Annotated in this window: 14 protein-coding genes, 1 tRNA gene and 1 pseudogene; 9 read left to right on the top strand and 7 right to left on the bottom strand. The window is 72.2% G+C overall.

Annotated features, from left to right (window positions below; all coding sequences use genetic code 11):
• The first annotated feature begins 112 nt into the window (after positions 1 to 112).
• Entirely contained in the window at positions 113 to 3,154 is a 3,042-nt protein-coding gene (locus AMK22_RS25365; RefSeq protein WP_073788661.1) for a DEAD/DEAH box helicase, read from the top strand.
• On the top strand, positions 3,151 to 4,680 hold the full coding sequence (locus tag AMK22_RS25360) for an SWIM zinc finger family protein (RefSeq protein ID WP_242434130.1): 1,530 nt from the start codon (positions 3,151 to 3,153) through the stop codon (positions 4,678 to 4,680). Before AMK22_RS25365 ends, AMK22_RS25360 begins: the two co-directional genes overlap by 4 nt.
• Positions 4,681 to 4,755: 75 nt before the next feature.
• Here the strand turns inward: AMK22_RS25360 and AMK22_RS25355 are convergent, their stop codons facing one another.
• Positions 4,756 to 5,385, bottom strand: coding sequence for a TetR/AcrR family transcriptional regulator (locus tag AMK22_RS25355; protein WP_073788659.1), 630 nt, complete (start codon positions 5,383 to 5,385; stop codon positions 4,756 to 4,758).
• A gap of 82 nt (positions 5,386 to 5,467) precedes the next feature.
• Between AMK22_RS25355 and AMK22_RS25350 the strand changes: the two genes are divergently transcribed.
• From AMK22_RS25350 to AMK22_RS39620, 3 genes are all read left to right on the top strand, one after another.
• Positions 5,468 to 5,995, top strand: coding sequence for an HXXEE domain-containing protein (locus tag AMK22_RS25350; RefSeq protein ID WP_242434129.1), 528 nt, complete (start codon positions 5,468 to 5,470; stop codon positions 5,993 to 5,995).
• Positions 5,996 to 6,243: 248 nt separating this feature from the next.
• Positions 6,244 to 6,975, top strand: coding sequence for a DUF7873 family protein (locus tag AMK22_RS25345; protein ID WP_073788655.1), 732 nt, complete (start codon positions 6,244 to 6,246; stop codon positions 6,973 to 6,975).
• Positions 6,976 to 7,006: 31 nt separating this feature from the next.
• Positions 7,007 to 7,092, top strand: a tRNA-OTHER gene (locus AMK22_RS39620).
• 306 nt (positions 7,093 to 7,398) lie between these two features.
• Here the strand turns inward: AMK22_RS39620 and AMK22_RS25340 are convergent.
• Positions 7,399 to 8,079, bottom strand: a complete 681-nt coding sequence (locus AMK22_RS25340) for a peptidase (protein WP_073788914.1) — start codon at positions 8,077 to 8,079, stop codon at positions 7,399 to 7,401.
• Positions 8,080 to 8,092: 13 nt separating this feature from the next.
• Complete coding sequence (locus tag AMK22_RS25335) at positions 8,093 to 9,304, bottom strand: pyridoxal phosphate-dependent aminotransferase (protein ID WP_073788653.1); 1,212 nt, start codon at positions 9,302 to 9,304, stop codon at positions 8,093 to 8,095.
• A gap of 86 nt (positions 9,305 to 9,390) precedes the next feature.
• On the opposite strand from AMK22_RS25335, the gene AMK22_RS25330 reads away from it, so the two are divergent.
• The 3 genes from AMK22_RS25330 (at position 9,391) to AMK22_RS25320 (ending at position 11,950) form a co-directional block, all read left to right on the top strand.
• Entirely contained in the window at positions 9,391 to 10,125 is a 735-nt protein-coding gene (locus AMK22_RS25330; RefSeq protein ID WP_079186394.1) for a winged helix-turn-helix transcriptional regulator, read from the top strand.
• 423 nt (positions 10,126 to 10,548) lie between these two features.
• The gene (locus AMK22_RS25325; RefSeq protein WP_073788650.1) at positions 10,549 to 11,022 is read left to right on the top strand and encodes a cupin domain-containing protein; all 474 of its coding nucleotides are present in this window, start codon (positions 10,549 to 10,551) and stop codon (positions 11,020 to 11,022) included.
• Positions 11,023 to 11,302: 280 nt separating this feature from the next.
• Positions 11,303 to 11,950, top strand: a complete 648-nt coding sequence (locus tag AMK22_RS25320; protein ID WP_073788648.1) for a uridine kinase — start codon at positions 11,303 to 11,305, stop codon at positions 11,948 to 11,950.
• Between the two features lie 115 nt (positions 11,951 to 12,065).
• Here the strand turns inward: AMK22_RS25320 and AMK22_RS25315 are convergent.
• Positions 12,066 to 13,000 (bottom strand): annotated as a pseudogene (locus AMK22_RS25315) (carbohydrate kinase family protein).
• Between the two features lie 155 nt (positions 13,001 to 13,155).
• On the bottom strand, positions 13,156 to 14,157 hold the full coding sequence (locus AMK22_RS25310; RefSeq protein WP_079186393.1) for a pseudouridine-5'-phosphate glycosidase: 1,002 nt from the start codon (positions 14,155 to 14,157) through the stop codon (positions 13,156 to 13,158).
• A 155-nt stretch (positions 14,158 to 14,312) separates the two neighbouring features.
• Here AMK22_RS25310 and AMK22_RS25305 point away from each other — a divergent pair, with 155 nt between their 5' ends.
• Positions 14,313 to 14,675 carry a cupin domain-containing protein gene (locus tag AMK22_RS25305; protein ID WP_073788646.1) on the top strand — a complete coding sequence of 121 codons (363 nt, stop codon included), beginning with the start codon at positions 14,313 to 14,315 and terminating at the stop codon, positions 14,673 to 14,675.
• A gap of 202 nt (positions 14,676 to 14,877) precedes the next feature.
• Here AMK22_RS25305 and AMK22_RS25300 read toward each other — a convergent pair whose 3' ends face one another.
• Positions 14,878 to 16,299 (bottom strand): MFS transporter, encoded by a 1,422-nt coding sequence (locus AMK22_RS25300; protein WP_079186392.1) that lies wholly within the window; start codon positions 16,297 to 16,299, stop codon positions 14,878 to 14,880.
• Positions 16,300 to 16,509: 210 nt separating this feature from the next.
• Positions 16,510 to 17,052: a methylated-DNA--[protein]-cysteine S-methyltransferase gene (locus AMK22_RS25295; RefSeq protein WP_073788644.1), complete on the bottom strand. Its 543-nt coding sequence runs from the start codon at positions 17,050 to 17,052 to the stop codon at positions 16,510 to 16,512.
• Positions 17,053 to 17,222 lie beyond the last annotated feature (170 nt).

The following is a 17,222-nucleotide window of genomic DNA, read 5'->3' as shown; positions in this document are numbered from 1 at the left end:
CCGCCTGCGGGAACGCCACCGCGAAGCCGATTGTCGGACCCCCCGCCTAGACTCGCAGGAGTCGTGAGGATCAGGGTGATCGAGACGACCGGAGCGGCAGGGGAGGGGACCGATGACCACGGCACAACGCCGGCCGGACACCGACGCCTCCGTCGTTCGCCTCCTCGGGTGTGCCGCCGTGTTCCTGCCCGCGCCGTTGCCGAGAGACGGACGCGTCGCCTTCTGGGACCCCGACGGTGGCGCGCTCCCGCTCATGGATCGCATGGATCCCGGGAGCTCGGCCGCCACGGAGATCACCGTCGTCCGCAGGCACGGGCAGCGGGGCGCAGCCCGTCGGAGCGCCGTGCCGGCGGTCCTGCTGCCCGTGACCGACGCCCTGCCCCTGCTCGTGCGTGCGCGGCACCACGGGCTCGCCCATCCCGCCACCCGCTGCTGGGGTGCCGCCGCGCTCCAGGCGCTCAATCTGGTGGCGCGCGGCAGGCTGCTCCCCGGCCTGACAGGTGACGACTTCGACGCCTGGCGGGCCGGTCCGCGTGACGCCGAGGACATCGCCCATCTGCGTGCCATCGCCGCCGCCATGCCGCCGGAGGGGTACGCGGTCCCGGTCCCGGACCTTACGCCGCTCCGGCTCCCCGACCCGGAATGGCTGCTCGGGGCGTTCCTCGACGCCGTGGCCGACACCCTGCCCCGCACGCCGTCCGCCGCCTACGCGATGGGCGCGCCCTTCGCGGCCCGAGACGCCCAGCACCTGCCCGGGGCCCGTGCCTGGGCCGTCGACGTCGCCGCCGGGCTCGACGCGGGCGTACGGGTCTCGCTGCGCCTCGACCTGTCGGCGTACGAACTCTTCGACACGGCCGACACGGCCGACACGGCCGCCGCATCCGACACGGCCGACACGGCCGACACAGCCGCCCCGTACGGGAGGACCGGCGCGGTCGAGGCGATCGACGCGGCTGGGAGGGACAGCGCGACCGAGGCGGTCGACCCGCATGGGAAGGTCGGCGCGACCGAGGCGCTCAGGTCCGCCGGGCCGATCGGCGCCGCGCGCCACACCGCTGCTGCGATCACACAGGTGCACAGCCTGGCCGACCCGACCCATGTCGTCGACGCGGCCACACTGTGGCACGGCGGGGCGGGGGAGCCGTTCGGCTCGCGGGCCAGGATCGACGCCGTGCTCGCGCTGCGCCGGGCCGCTCGCGTCTGGTCGCCGTTGGAGCGGCTGCTGGATCAGCCGGTGCCCGATGTGCTGGCGCTCGACGAGGACGAGTTGTACGAGCTGCTGGGCGAGGCCGGGATGCGGCTGGCCGCGGCCGGGGTGGGCGTCCACTGGCCCAGGGAGCTCGCCCGTTCCCTGGCCGCCACCGCCGTCGTGCGGCCCGCACCGGGCTCGGCCACCGACGGCACATCGTTCTTCGAGGCCGAGCAACTTTTCTCCTTCAACTGGCAGTTGGCCCTGGGTGACGAGCAGCTCACCGAGCAGGAGATGGACGTCCTCGCGGAGGCGCACCGACCCGTGGTCCGCCTGCGCGACCAGTGGGTCGTGGTCGACCCCGCGCTCGTCCGCAAGGCGCGCAAGCGGGAGCTCGGCCTGCTCGACCCGGTCGACGCACTCTCCGTGGCGCTCACCGGCAGCGCCGAGGTCGACGGCGAGCGGGTCGAGGCGGTGCCCCTCGGCGCACTGGCCGCACTCCGCGCCCGCATCACCGCCGACACCACCGTCGTCGCTCCGCCCCCCGGTCTCGCCGCCACACTCCGCGACTACCAACTCCACGGTCTCGCCTGGCTGGACCGGATGACCTCGCTCGGTCTCGGCGGCTGTCTCGCCGACGACATGGGGCTGGGCAAGACGATCACCCTCATCGCGCTCCACCTGCGCCGTGCTCACCCCGCCCCCACCCTGGTCGTCTGCCCCGCCTCCCTGCTGGGCAACTGGCACCGGGAGATCAACCGATTCGCCCCCGGAGTGCCCGTCCGCCGCTTCCACGGCACCGACCGCACGCTCGCCGAGCCCGACGGTGGTTTCGTCCTCACCACCTACGGCACGATGCGTTCCAGCGCGGCGCAACTGGCCGGTCACAGCTGGGGGATGATCGTCGCCGACGAGGCCCAGCACGTGAAGAACCCGCACTCCTCCACGGCGAAGGCGCTGCGCACCATCCCGGCCCCGGCCAGGGTGGCCCTCACCGGTACTCCCGTCGAGAACAACCTCTCCGAGCTGTGGGCCCTGCTCGACTGGACCACGCCCGGCCTGCTGGGCCCCCTCAAGGCGTTCCGGGCCCGCCATGGCCGTATCGTCGAGAACACCGGGACGGCAGCCGGGCTCGCCAACGACGAAGCGGTCGAACGGCTCTCCCGCCTGGTCCGTCCCTTCCTCCTGCGCCGGAGGAAGTCCGACCCCGGTATCGCGCCCGAGCTGCCGTCCAAGACGGAGACCGACCACCCCGTCTTCCTCACCCGGGAGCAGGCGACGCTCTACGAGGCCGCGGTCCGCGAGACGATGGGAGCCATCGAGGCATCGGAAGGCATCGCCCGACGCGGCCTGATCATGAAGCTGCTGACCTCGCTCAAGCAGATCTGCAACCACCCCGCGCAGTATCTGCAGGAGGAGCCGACCCGCCTCGTCGGCCGGTCGGGAAAGCTCGCGCTGCTCGACGAACTCCTCGACACGATCCTCGCCGAGGACGGCTCCGTCCTCGTCTTCACCCAGTACGTGACGATGGCCCGGCTCCTCTCCGCCCACCTCGCGGCGCGGGCCATCCCCTCCCAACTCCTGCACGGTGGTACGCCGGTGGCCGAGCGGGAACGGCTGGTGGACCGCTTCCAGTCGGGTGAGGCCCCGGTCTTCCTGCTCTCCCTCAAGGCGGCGGGTACCGGACTGAACCTCACCCGGGCCGCCCATGTCATCCACTACGACCGCTGGTGGAATCCCGCCGTCGAGGAACAGGCCACGGACCGGGCGTACCGCATCGGCCAGACGCAACCCGTCCAGGTGCACCGGCTGATCGCGGAAGGCACGGTCGAGGACCGGATCGGTGAGCTGCTGAAGGCCAAGCGGGACCTGGCCGACGCCGTCCTCGGCAGCGGTGAGACCGCGTTGACCGAGCTCAGTGACCGCGATCTGGCCGACCTCGTCTCGCTCAGGAGGCCGGGATGACATCTCGCCCGGAGGCCCGTCGGCCCTCCACCGCCGATTCCCGCACCGAGGCCCGTCGGCTCACCGCTGCCGACCCGCGTGCCGAGGTGCGCCGTCTCGCCGCCGATGCCCGCACCGAGGCCCGTCGGCTCGCCGTCCCCGATTCCCGCCCCGGAGTCCGTCGCCCCACCGGTCCCGATCCTCGTTCCGAGGGCCGCAGGCCGACCGGCCCCGATCCCCGCACCGAGCCCCGTCGGAGCGTCGTCGGCGACAGCCGTTCCGCCGTGCGCCCGCGTCCCGGTCCGGACGATCTGCGCCGTACCTTCGAGGCCGTGCCGCCCCGCACCTCCCAGGGCGACGAACCGTTCGCGGACAGCTGGTGGGGACGCGCCTGGGTGGACGCCCTGGAGTCCCTGTCGATGGACGAGGCACGGCTCGCCCGCGGCCGTACGTACGCCGACAGCGGCAAGGTCGCCGCGATCACCGTCACTCCCGGCAGGGTCGTCGCCTACGTCCACGGCAGCCGTCCCCGCCCCTACCGCACCGAACTGCGCCTGCGGGTGCTGACCGAGCCGGACTGGGACACCTTTCTCGACGCGGTCGCCGCCCGCCCCGGTCACCTGGCCGCGCTGCTCGACAAGGAGATGCCGCACTCCCTGGTCGACGCGGCGACCGAGGCCGGTGTCGTGCTGCTGCCCGCTCCCGACGACCTCGACCCCGGCTGCACCTGCCCCGACCGCGGCCGGCCCTGCAAGCACGTGTCCGCGCTCTGCTACCAGATGGCCCGGCTCCTGGACACCGATCCGTTCATCCTCCTGCTGCTGCGTGGCCGCGGCGAACGCGAACTCCTGGAAGAACTGGGCCACCGCAACGCCGCGCACGAGGCCCGGGAACGCCCCTGCGCCGCCACGACACCGTCGGTGTCCGCCCGCGAAGCCCTCGCCGACCGCCCTCTCCCGCCGCTTCCCGCCCCGCTCCCTCTCCCGCCGCACCCGGGGCAGCCGCCCGCGTACCCGGGCCTGCCCGGTGCCCGGGACCCGCTCGCCCTCGACCACCTCGCCACGGACGCGGCGGCACGCGCGCACACGCTCCTCATCACCGGCGTCGACCCGCTCGCCCGTCTCACCCCGTGGCAGGACGCGGTACGACTGGCCGCGTCCCGCCCCACCGCCGGGCTCACGGCGACCACCCGCGCCCTCTACCGTGAACTCGCGTACGCCACCGGCCGTACCCCCACCGATCTGGCCCGAGCCGTCGCCGCCTGGCGCCAGGGCGGTGCCGAAGGGCTGGCTGTCCTCGAAACGCCCTGGGACCCTCCGGCCGGCCCCTTCGACCGGGCCCGCCCCGCGCTCGCTGCGGCCGACTTCCCCCGCTTCCACCCTTGGCGCAACCGCCTCACGCACCCCGACGGAACGCTTCAGCTCCGCTTCGGCCACGACGGCCGCTGGTACGGCTACGAGTCCGAGCCGGGTGAGGACGACTGGTGGCCCCGCGCCACTCCGGACACCGACCCTGTCGGCACGCTCATGGGACTCGGCGGAGGCTGACACTTCTTCTCCCGCCTCCGACTCGTGAGGCCGGGCCGCGCGCGGCACGCTACCCGACCGCTGCCCCGTCCGCCTTCAGCGCGACGGCTTGCCGCCGCTCCGGCGAGCGCGCCCGCCCTCGCCCTCGGCTCGGGGCAGTACCGCGTCGACGATGTCCTGTGCGAAGCCGGGCGGTGGCGGTTCGCGGCGCAACAGCACCCGCATCCACACCGCGCCCGCGACCAGATCGAGCAGCAGCATCGGGTCGGCGCGCTCCGGAAGTTCGCCGCGTGTGATGGCGCGGACGAACACCGGCTGCTCGCGGGAGAACCGGTCGGCGAAGAAGTCGCGGGTGAGAGCGGCGAGTTCGTCGTCCGGCAGGCCGGTGCCGGAGGTCAGGGCGCGGGCGACCGATTCGGTGCGCCCGCCGGTGAGCAGGGCGATGATCTGCTCGGTCAGGGCGACGAGGTCACCGCGCAGGCTGCCCGTGTCGGGGATGTCGACGTCCAGGGCCCGGGCGTGGACCAGGGCCGCCCGCAGCAGTGCCGGTTTCGACGGCCACCAGCGGTAGATCGTCGTCTTGTTGACCCCGGCGTCCTGGGCCACGGCCTCGATCGTGAGACCGGCGTAGCCGCGGTCCGCGAGATGGCGCAACGTGGTGTCGAAGATCGCCTCGGCGGCGCGAGGGCCCTTGCCGCGGCGACGGACCACGGTCGGGTCGGCCATGAGCACTCCTCAAAATGCAACGCAACGTTGCGTTGCACTATAAGGTGATGTCGTCATCGTACTGCGAAGCAGGGGGTCCGGTATGGCGCAGGCAAGGGTTTCGAAGGTGGTGACCTGGGGGCTGCTCGCTGCCTGGATGGCCAATGATCTGGAGGAGTTGGTCACCATGGCGGGATGGGCGCGCTCCGCCCGCCCCCGACTCCGGGAACGGTTTCCGAGGGTGCCCGAACGGGTCTGGGCGCGGATGGACCTCTCGCAGCGGGAAGCCGGCGTCGCCATCGGCCTCGTGGGTGCGGTCGTGGCCGCGGCCTCGGCGGACGGTGCGCGCACCGGCGGGCGGAGCCCGTTCTTCCGCACCGTGCTCGCCGGGTTCGGGCTGCACGGAGTCGCGCACGTGGCCCAGTCGTTGGCGTACCGCGGCTACACACCAGGCGTCGCCACGGCGCCGACCGTGGTCGTCCCGTACTCGCTCTGGGCGGCGCGACGGCTCAAGGCGGCCGGCATCGGGATCGGCGCCGCCCGCGTGTCGGCAGTGGCACCGGTGCTGCTCCCGGCGGTCGTCGCCGGCGCCCACGTGCTGGCACGCAGGATCACGCGTCCGCGCGGGTGAGGGGGCCCGCACGGGGGAGTCCGCTCGTGCCCACGGACAGGGATGCGATCGGGGGAGGGGCGGGGCCGGCAGCTCGGGGGACGGGGTCGGAAGCCGGTGGTGGCAAGGGCGCGATGGGCGGCCCTCGGAGCGCAAGCCGACGGCGGTCCGATGCCGGTCCTGAGCCGGTCCGGGGGACGTAAGTCCTCCGAACGAAGGTGCGGTAAACCGGTGGTAGTCGCGGACTTGACGCTGCTAGCTTTCTCGACGTGGCGAAACTCAATCAGATCATCGCAGTGGAGAAGGGCGTCAAGTCCAAGGCACACCAGGACCTGACGGCGGCGCATCACGGCCTTCAGAAGACCGGTCTGCTGGCCGGTATCTCCCGGACCTACCAGCCGAAGGACGAGGAGGGCGAGCAGTTGCCGCCCGAGTCGACCCTGGTGCAGGTCAAGGCCGAGGACGTGCTGAGGCAGACCGCGACGACCCTGACCCGCCTCTTCGATGTGACCGCCACGAAGGACTGGGCGAACTGCACCGCCCGTGCGGACGTGAAGGTCGACGGGCAGGTGCTCGTGAGCGACGTGCCGGTGTCGTATCTGCTCTTCCTGGAGAAGCAGTTGACGGACATCAACACGTTCGTCCGCAAGCTCCCGGTGCTCGACGCCGCCGAGGCATGGATCCAGGACCCGTCGACGGACTCCTGGAAGACCGAGCCGGTACGGACGCTCCGTACGAAGAAGGTTCCCCGCAACCACGTGAAGGCGGAGGCGACCGACAAGCACCCGGCACAGGTCGAGGTGTACTACGAGGACGTTCCGATCGGTTACTGGACGACCGTGAAGTTCTCCGGTGCCCTCCCCGCGCGGCGCGTCAACGAACTGCTGGACCGGGTGGAGAAGCTCCAGCAGGCCGTGAAGTTCGCCCGTGAGGAGGCCAACGGCGTGGAGGTCACCGACCAGCGGGTGGGTGATGCGATATTCGGTTACCTCTTCGGGTGACCGACCATGAACTCCCCGGCCGTCCACTACGGCCGGGGTGCGCGAGGAGCGCAAGCTGAAACTGAGGCTTGTCGTGACGACGCGGTTCCAGTGGAGGTTCGAGTCCTCCCCCCGGCACTCGGTGCGCCCGTCGCGCCAACGGGCCGGGGTGGCCCAACTGGCAGAGGCAGACCGCGATCAATCTCAGACTCTTGCTCCAGGCTCAGCATTCGCCACCCATCGCCGAATCGCTCGGGCCCGTGCCCATGGGCGTCGAAATGCCGGTTCGACTCCGGCTCGGAGAGCTTCGGTCTCCGATGGTCTAAAGGCAGGACGCGACGACATAAACCTGACGCGGGTTCTTAAAAGTGTCGGCGTGCCGCATGGGTGGCACTCTCAGGGCCCGGGGGCCGGCTACGCCTCCGGGCCCGCTCCCGTTCCTGATCACGTCTGCGGCGCGTTCTGCCGCACACGCACCGCCTCCGGCGCACCGCACCCCGCCGACGGGGTGTCGCGTGCCGCCAGCGACACACCGCGCCCCGCGAAGAAGCGCTCGAAGTCGGGCAGGGAAAGGTCCGCGGCACGCGTTCCGGCCGTCGTGCCGGACGGGTTGTGGAAGTGGACGCCGGTGCCGTCGGCCGTACGGGACGTCAACAGCACCAGGTGCCCGCCCCGCCCCGGAGGAGACAGTTCCGGCCTACGGATGCCGTAGTGCACCGACGCCAGGACCGTACGGCCGCCGTCCAGCAGGCCGAGGATCTCCCGCGACGACAAATGGCGGTGGACCGTGGCGTCGAGGTCGTGCACCTCCCGGACGTACTCCGCGAACGGGGCGTAGACCAACCCTCGGATCACACCCTCCGCGGCCTGTGTGTACGCGCCGTACCGGACCGCCCCGTCGCGCAGCTCGAACAGGGAGGGGGCCTCGGTGCCGAGCGCCATGCGCAGGCAGGTCATACCGCACAGATGACCGGACCAGCGCGCGTACTCGTCCCGTGACGCGGCACCCGACTCCGCCCAGGCAGGGTCCGTCGCCGGATCGACCCCGCCTTCGACGATCGGTCCGACGAGGCCGGGCGAGGCGAACTGGGTGAGGACGGGAACACGGCATGCGGAGCAGGTCACCAGGGGCATCCGATCACTGGCGGTATCCGGTCAGGAAGCGGCCGATGCGGCTGATGGCCGCGTCGAGGTCGTCAGCGTACGGGAGTGTCAGGATCCGGAAGTGGTCGGGCCGCGGCCAGTTGAAGCCCGTGCCCTGTACGACCTGGATCTTCTCCCGCAGCAGCAGGTCCAGGACGAACTTCTCGTCGTCGACGATCGGATGCACCTTCGGATCGATGCGCGGAAACGCGTACAGCGCGCCCTTCGGCTTCACACACGACACACCGGGGATCTCGTTCAGTTTCTCCCAGGCACGGTTCCGCTGTTCGTGCAGTCTGCCGCCGGGCGCGACCAGTTCCCGGATCGACTGCCGGCCACCGAGCGCCGCCTGAATGGCGTACTGCGCCGGCGCGTTGGGGCACAGGCGCATGGAAGCGAGGGTGGTGAGCCCCTCCAGATAGCTGCGGGCGTGCTGCTGGGGGCCGGAGATCACCAGCCAGCCGGAGCGGAAGCCCGCGACGCGGTACGTCTTCGACAGTCCGCTGAACGTGAGGCAGAGCAGGTCGGGGGCGAGGGACGCCACGGTGTGGTGCTCGACGTCGTCGTAGAGGATCTGGTCGTAGATCTCGTCGGCGAACACCATCAGGCCGTGCCTGCGCGCCAGATCGAGGATGCCTTCGAGGATCTCGCGCGGATAGACGGCGCCGGTCGGGTTGTTCGGATTGATGATCACGACGGCCTTGGTGCGGTCGCTGATCTTCGAGGCCATGTCCTCCAGGTCGGGATTCCAGTCCGAGGCCTCGTCGCAGGCGTAGTGCACCGCCTTGCCGCCCGCGAGGGTCACCACCGCCGTCCACAACGGGTAGTCGGGAGACGGGACGAGGACCTCGTCACCGTCCTCCAGCAGCGCCTGGACGGCCATGGAGATCAGCTCGGAGACGCCGTTGCCGAGGAAGACGTCGTCGACGCCGACATCCGTCAGCCCCATCGCCTGGTAGCGCTGCACCACCGCGCGGCGCGCGGAGAGGATGCCGCGCGAGTCGGTGTAGCCGTGCGCCTGCGGAAGCATCCGGATCATGTCCTGGACGACTTCCTCGGGCGCCTCGAAACCGAACAGCGCGGGGTTGCCGGTGTTGAGGCGGAGCACGCTGTGGCCCGCCTCCTCCAGGGCGTTGGCGTGCTCGATGACCGGGCCCCGGATCTCGTAACAGACCTCGTCGAGCTTGCTGGACTGCCGGAATTCCATGCGGTGGCCTCCCCGACCTGATTGCGATACTTGGTTTTACCAAGCTCGGGCTTGGAAAGTCCAACAACATGTCTAGACTGCGTCGCATGCCACGTCAGCAGCAAGCCGCAACGCGTCCGCCCCGCCGCCGGAGTTACGACCAGTTCTGTGCCACCGCGCGCTCCCTCGATTCCGTGGGCGACCGGTGGACCCTGCTGATCGTCCGTGAACTGCTGGCGGGCCCGCGCCGCTACACGGACCTCCACGCGGACCTGCCCGGCGTCAGTACGGACGTCCTCGCCTCCCGGCTCAAGGACATGGAGCACAACGGTCTGGTCACCCGCCGCCGCCTTCCGCCGCCCGCCGCGGCCTCGGTGTACGAACTGACGGAACGCGGCCGTGGGTTGCTGCCCGTGCTCTCCGCGCTCGCCGAATGGGGGGCGCCCGCGCTCGACGAACGGCGACCCACCGATGCCGTACGGGCGCACTGGTTCGCGCTGCCGTTGTTGCGCGTCCTGGACGGGACGACGCATGCGGGGATCGTCGAAGTCCGCCTGGACGAGGGCGAGTTCCATGTGCGCGCCGGTGGTGGGACGCCCGGCGCGCGGCGCGGTGCGGCAGGCGGCGCCGCGGACGTGGACGGCGGTGCGGGGGAGCCGTCGACCGGTGCGGCGGTGTACGGGGACGGCCCGGCCGCCCGTGCGGATGCCCGCATCGCGCTCGACGTCGAAGCGTGTCTCGCGCTCGGACGGGGCGAGTTGACCCTCGCCGAGGCGGTCGGGAACGGGCGCGCCGAGGTGACCGGCGACGGACCGCTCGCCGCCGAACTCCGCGGGGAGTGAACGGCGGGCCGGACACGGTGCGGTCCGGCGCGGGTGTGTTCGAGGGCGCGCGGGCGGCGACGCGTGGGCGGTGGCCCGTGGGGTTCGGCGGACGAGGAGGTTCGTCGGGGCAACAGGTGGGTAGCGTGGGGGCGTTCGAAGGACCCTGGATGCCTCCGGATGGCCGACGCGTCCGGAGCGGTCGGTACGTCCGGAGCGGTCGGCGCGCCCCGGTGTGCTGATGCGCCCGGTGTGCTGACGTGCTGATGCGCTCGAAGCGTTGCGGCTTCCGGAGGCCGAGGCGAGGAGTCGTACGTGAGGATCGGCGGACAGCGCATCACCGGCGGATGGCGGGCAAGCGACGCGCGGCGCACGACCGGCGGAAAGCGCGCAATCGACGGACGGCCGGGAAGCGATGGACGGCGTGGCCATCCGGGAGCGTGGATGCGACGGGGACGAGGAGCACGCCTTGCCCGGGTGCTGGTCGCGGGCGGCTGCGTGGCCGTGCTCGGGTTCGCGTCGTCGTCGGCCGTGGCCACCCCCGGCAGTGGTGTGAGCGGCACGGTGGTCGCGAAGGGCACGTCGGTGGGGAAGCTGAAGGTGAGGACCCCCGACGGCCGTACCGATGTGACCTTCCGGACCATCACGGTCGAGCCCGGGGGTTCCACCGGCTGGCACACCCACCGCGGTCAGCTGATCGCCGTCGTCAAGTCCGGGACGCTGACGCGCACGCTGCACGACTGCTCGGTCGAGGTGACGTCCGCCGGTTCGTCGTTCATCGAGCCCTCCGGCGCCCGTCACCGCCATATCGGGCGCAACCTGGGGCCGGAACCCGTGGTGCTGTGGGTGACCTACCTGCTGCCCGAGGGCAGCGAGCTCTCCGACGACGCCGAGGCGCCGTCCTGCCGCACGAAGTAGTGGCATGTCCGAGGGCGGTCCGGATCCGGCGCGGCACGTTCGCGCGTCCCTCGCACGGCCGGGTCCGACGCACCGAGCGGGAGCGATGACAGTGGCGCGCGGTTCGAAGTGATGCGACGCGACGCGATCGGACGGGACGCACTCGACGCGATCGGACTCGGCGGGACCGGAAGCGACGGGACCGGACTCGGCGGGACCGGAAGCGGCGGGACTGGGCTCGGCGGGACCGGAAGCGGCGGGACTCGACGTGACGCCCTCCGGCGTGATGCGATTCCGCGTGATGCGATTCGAAGCGATCACCTGGGAGCGGCTGGCCGAGTCGTTTGCCGCGCGTGTCGACGGCCTGGAGCCGGCCGGTGCCGGCCCCTGGACGAGGATCGCCGTCGACGGGGCTCCGGCGGCCCGCACGGGTGAGCCGGCGCAGAAGGTCGCAGAGGCGCTGCGGGTCCGGGGACGTGCGGTGCTCGTCGTGTCGACCGAGGGATTCCTACGGCCGGCGAGCCTCCGGTACGAGTACGGCAAGGAGGACCCCGACTCGTACTACAGCGGTTGGTTCGACACGGGCGCGCTGTGGCGCGAGGTGCTCGGTCCGCTGGAGGCGGACGGCAGCGGGCGCGTGCTGCCCGACCTGTGGGATCCCGTGACGGACCGGGCCACGCGCAGTCCGTACCGGATCCTGCCCGAGGGAGGCGTGTTGGTGGTGCACGGTCCGTTGCTGCTGGGGCACTGGTTCCCGTTCGACCTGAGCGTCCATCTTCGGTTGTCGCCGGGCGCGCTGCGGCGGCGCACCGAGGAGAGCGAGCGCTGGACCCTGCCCGCGTTCGCGCGTTACGAGGAAGAGGTGGCGCCCGGCGATCGTGCGGACGCGGTGGTACGGGCCGACGACCCGCTGCGCCCCGCGTGGACCGGATGGCGGCGGAACGAGTGACGAGTGGCGGGCGGGAGCCACCCGGCGACGGCGGGGCATGCCACGTCCCGGTCCGCGGGCAGCCTTCGCGGGTCCGGCCGTCCGACACCTCGCCCGCCCGGTCGTCGGGCAGCCTTCACGGGCCCGGGCGGCCGCCCATCCTGGTGACCGCCTCGGCCCCCGAACGACAGCCCGCCGCCACGGCCGAGGCGTCGTCCGCCCCCGACAGCAGGGCAGCGAGGAGGCCGCCGGTGAACGCGTCGCCCGCGCCCGTCGAGTCCACCGCCCGCTGCACCGGAACGGCCGGAATGCGCCTCGTCACCGTGCCCGACACGGCCAGCAGCGCGCCGCCCTCGCCGAGCGTGACGACCACCCGGGGCACCCGGAGGCTCAACTCGGCCGCGGCATCCGCCGGTTCCGTGAGCCCGGTGAGCAGGTGGGCCTCGTCCGTGTTGGCAGCAACAGGTCCACGCCCTCCACCGCGGTCAGGAAGCGGTGCACGCCCAGTTCGGCGAGAAACCCGGCCGAGGCCGGGTCGATGCTCACCGTGATCCGCCGCCGTCGTGCCTCCCGCAGCGCGAGCAGAACGGTCGCCCTGCTCGTCGTGGCGAAGAGGAGGTATCCGGAGAGGTGGAGATGACCGATTCCGTCGAGCATCGACGGCGACCAATCGCCGGGGGAGAGGCGCAGCACGGCGCCGCTGTCGGTGAGGAAGGTGCGCTCGGCGGCGGAGTCGACGAGGGCGACGACGGTGGCGGTCGGTGCCTCGTCGTCCACGGCCAGCAGGCAGCGCACGCCCGCCCGGCGCAGTGCGTCCCGGTGCCAGGCCGCGCTGTCGGCGCCGACCCGTGCCAGCAGCCGTACGTCGGAACAGCCCGAACGTGCCGCCCAGCAGGCGACGTTGGCGCCCGCGCCGCCCGGCAGGGTGCGGATCAGGGCGGAGGTGTCCGTACCACGGGCCAGCTCCTTCGCATGCCGTGCCACCACGTCGGTGACCACGTCTCCGATGACGAGAAGCCCGCCGCGGGCCGTCGACCGGCCGTCGGGCGCCGGCACGGTACGGGAGCCCATGGGCGCCGGCACGGCACCGGGACCGATGGGCGTCGGCACGGCACCGGGACCCATGGGCGTCGGCGCGGCGGGGTTTCCCGCACCTTCCGGTCCGGCCGCTTTCCTCGTGTCTCCTGGTCCGGCGACGCTCCCCGTACCTCTCGATCCGGCTCCGTTCACCGCGTACCGTCGCGGCGCGTCGCGTTCCGGTCGTCGGAGTGCCCCACCGCGTCATGTGCGCGGGCCGTCCACGCGGTGGCGATCCGGGCGGCGAGCGACACGTTTCCGCGTACGGCCGCCAGATTCGCCTCCAACGAGGCCCCCTCGGTCCGTCGCATCAGCCTGTCCAGCAGGAAGGGGGTGACGGCTTGACCTACGATGCCGCGCTTCCGGCACGCGTCGAGGGCCTCCGCCAGCACGTGGTCGTGAAGCCCGGGATCCAATTGGTCCCGTACGGGCACGGGATTGGCGACGACCAGTGCGGAGGCGGGGCCGCCCAGCGCGTCCTGGGCCCGCATCACCTCCGCGACCTCCTCGGGCGTCCGCACCGTCCAGTCGACCGGTTCTCCCGAGCTGTGCAGGTAGAAGCCGGGGAAGTGCTCGGTGCCGTAGCCGAGGACCCCGACACCCAGCGTCTCCAGCCGCTGCAGGGTGGCGGGGACATCCAGGATCGACTTCACCCCCGCGCACACCACCGTGATGCCGGTCCGCGCGAGGAGCCGCAGGTCCGCCGACTCGTCCTGGGTCCGTGTCCATTCCCGGTGGACGCCCCCGAGCCCGCCGGTCGCGAAGACGCGCAGTCCACCGCGGGCGGCGAGGAACGCCGTCGCGGACACGGTCGTCGCCCCGCTCGCACCCGTCGCCAGGGCCGGGGCGAGATCGCGGTGGCCCAGTTTGCGCATCGCCGGATCGGTGGCGACCCGTTCCAGCGCGTCCTCGTCCAGGCCGATGTGGGCCTTTCCGTCGAGCACGGCGATCGTGGCGGGGACCGCGCCCGCGGCCCGCACCAGTCCTTCGAGCTCCTCGGCGACCCGCAGGTTGCGGGGACGTGGCAGGCCGTGGGCGATGATCGTCGATTCCAGGGCGACGATGGGCTGGTGCGTGGCGAGAGCCGCCCGTACCTCGGTGGAGAGGACGGGGGTGTAGGGGTGCGCGCCGTCCGACGCAGTCAATGACATGTCCACATCCCTGTCGCGGGTGTGCCGCCCTCAAACGTACGGAAGCTCCGCCCTCCCCATGTGCGTGCCCTTCAGGCGCTCTTCCGGCCCTGGTGGCGAGATGCTTTCGATCCTGGTGGCGAAACGTCGCGAAGGGGCCGCTATGGTGACCGGCCATGACTACACATGATCAGTCTCCGGCCTCGTTCGTCGTGCACATTCCGGACGCGGAACTCGAACCCGAACCGCTCGACCCCGCTCAGATCGTCTCGGGCGAACCTGTCGTGACGGGCAAGGTCCTGTGGGAATCACCCGACGGCAAGCAGGTGCGCGGCATCTGGCAGATCACGCCCGGCGTCGTCACCGACACGGAGGCCGACGAACTGTTCGTGGTCGTCAGCGGCCGGGCCACCGTGGCGGTCGAGGGCGGGGCGACGCTGGAGATCGGGCCGGGGGACGCCTGCGTACTGCGTGAGGGCGACCGTACGACATGGACCGTGCACGAGACGCTGCGCAAGGCGTACCACATCTGCCTCTGAAGCCGCTGAAGGCTCTGAAGCTTCTGAGGCCGCTGATGGATCGGCGATCACTCCCGACGCCTCGGCCGAAGCCGCACCGGTGGTGACCTCGCACCGCCCGTGGCGCCCCCGCACCGACCGCGAGGGTGCCCGGAACGCGAGGTCGCGCCACTCGTGAGGCTTCACGAGCGCCTTCGAGGCGTCAGCGCCTTTCGGTGAGACGTCAGTGCTCGGCGGCGGGCGGCGCGAGTCCCGCGGTTGCCGTGGGCGCCGACGCGCCGGGCCCCGGAGTACCTGGCGCGTCGGGTGTCGGCGTCCCGGGTGCTTCGTGCGCGGTGGGCCGAGCGAGGGACCGGCGCAGTGCCATCGCCGCGAGCGGGAGCAGCAGGCATGCCGCCACCGCGTTCAGCCAGCCGTAGCCGACCCGGGCGACGATCAGCCCGGCGATGGCGCCGCCGACGCCCGCCGCCGTGTTCATGGTCAGGTCCGAAAGCCCCTGCACGGCGGCGCGGGCGGGCTGCGGTACGGAATCGGTGAGCAGCGCCGAACCGGAGACCAGCCCGGCCGACCAGCCCAGGCCCAGCAGGAACAGGCCCGCAGCGGTCCGGCCGTGGCTGGCACCCGCGGTGCCGGCCAGAAGTGCGGCGCAGGAGAGCAGCCCGATCGCCAGGCCGATCACGGCCAGTCGGCCGAACCGGTCGGACAGCCAGCCCATCACCGGGGAGAACGCGTACATCCCCGCGATGTGGCCGCTGATGACGAGCCCGATCAGTTGGAGTCCGGCGCCGTGGTGGCCCAGGTGGACGGGCGTCATCACCATGATCGACACCATCGCGGTGTGCGACACGGCCACCGTCACCAGGGCCAGACGCGCCCTCGCCGATCCCCGGACCGCCGTGAATCCGGCCCGCAGCGACCGGCCCGCGGGAGACGTGTCGCCCTGCGGAGCCAGGGCCCGAGCGGTCATCAGCGGGTCCGGGCGCAACAGCACCGCGACGAGCAGGGCGGCGAACAGGAAGATCGCGGCCGCGAAGAAGAACGGGCCCGCATGCTCGGATATCGCCGTGCCGCGGAAGAGTCGTCCCACCGGGGCCGCGATGTTCGGGCCGAGAACCGAGCCGATGGTCGTGGCCCAGATGACGGTGGAGATCGCCCGCCCCCGGCGGTCCGGCTCGACCAGATCCGCGGCGGCGAACCGGGCCTGCAGATTGGCCGAGGAACCGGCACCGAACGCGGCCATCCCGAACAGCAGCAGCGGAAAGTTCTCCACGACGGTCGCCACGACCACGAGCCCCGCGCCGAGAGCACCGATCAGATACGCGAGCACGAGACCGGGGCGCCGGCCGCGCGAGGTCATCAGTGCCGCCAGCGGCAGCGAGAGCAGCGCAGTGCCCGCCACCGAAGCCGTCGGTGCCAGACCCGACAGGGCCTCGGAACCGCTCACCTCGGAGGCCAGGACCGGTGCCAGCGCGATACCGATGGGCACGCCGAGACCGCCGAGTATCTGGCTGGCTATCAGCACGGCGGACGTTCTGCGCCGCAGCGCGGGAAGATCGCCCGCGGAGAGCCGCTCGGCGGACCGGGCGGGCCGGGCGGACCGGGCGGGCCGGGTGGATGTGTCAGGAGCATCGAGGGGGTTGGTCACTGACGCAGTGTGTCAGCCCGCACACGGGTACGAAATGCGGCCGTGCGACGCGGGCGTGGAACGGAGGTGTGCGCGCTCGGGCTCCGTACGGCGTACGGCACCGCGCCGCGGCCTCACCGCCCGGAGCGAAGCACGGGAACCAGCCGTGCCGGAGTGCCGGAGCACGGGCGCGCCGGAGCATGTGAGCAGAAGATGGCCCACGCCAGGACGTCAGAACAGCGGCTGCGGCAGCACGCCTTCCAGGGCCAGCAGCTTCCGCTTGGTGTCGAGCCCGCCGCCGAACCCGCCCAGTCCGCCGTCGCTCTCCACCACCCGGTGGCACGGCACCACCACCGGCAGGGGATTGGAGCCCATGGCCGCCCCCACCGCCTGTGCCGCCCTCGGCTGCCCCACGCGCGCGGCCAGGTCGCCGTAGCCGACGACGGTCCCGTACGGCACGCCCACCGCCAGTTCACGCAGCACCTGGCGGTTGAAGCCGGAGGTCAGCGACCAGTCCAGTTCGAGCGAGAACTCCCGCGGCGAACCCCGGAAATACGCCGCGAGCTCGCGTATCGGCCCGGCGAGCCGTGCGGAACCGGGATTTTCCACCGGTTCTGCACCGAGCCGCGCCCGCAACTGTGCGAGTGCCCTCTCCCGCACCTCGGGGCGGGCGTGGAAGACCACGTTCACCAGCCCCGTACCGGTCGCGGCGAGCAGCAGCGGGCCGATGTCGCTCTCGACGACGGCCCACTCGACAACCCCGTTGCTGTTCATGGGAACCACCGTACGACCGACCACTGACACCGGCCCCCGGCCCTGGCCCCGGCTGACACCGGCCCCCGGCCCCCGGCCCCGGTCCGGCGGACCGGGGCCCGCCGACGCGCGCCGCGGACAACCGCGCGCGCCGCCATCGAGCAGTGCGCGCCGCCGTCCGCCGCTGCGCG

This window comes from Streptomyces sp. CB01580 (assembly GCF_001905795.1).
Taxonomy (GTDB): domain Bacteria; phylum Actinomycetota; class Actinomycetes; order Streptomycetales; family Streptomycetaceae; genus Streptomyces.
This window is presented reverse-complemented; position numbering and strand designations above follow the sequence as displayed.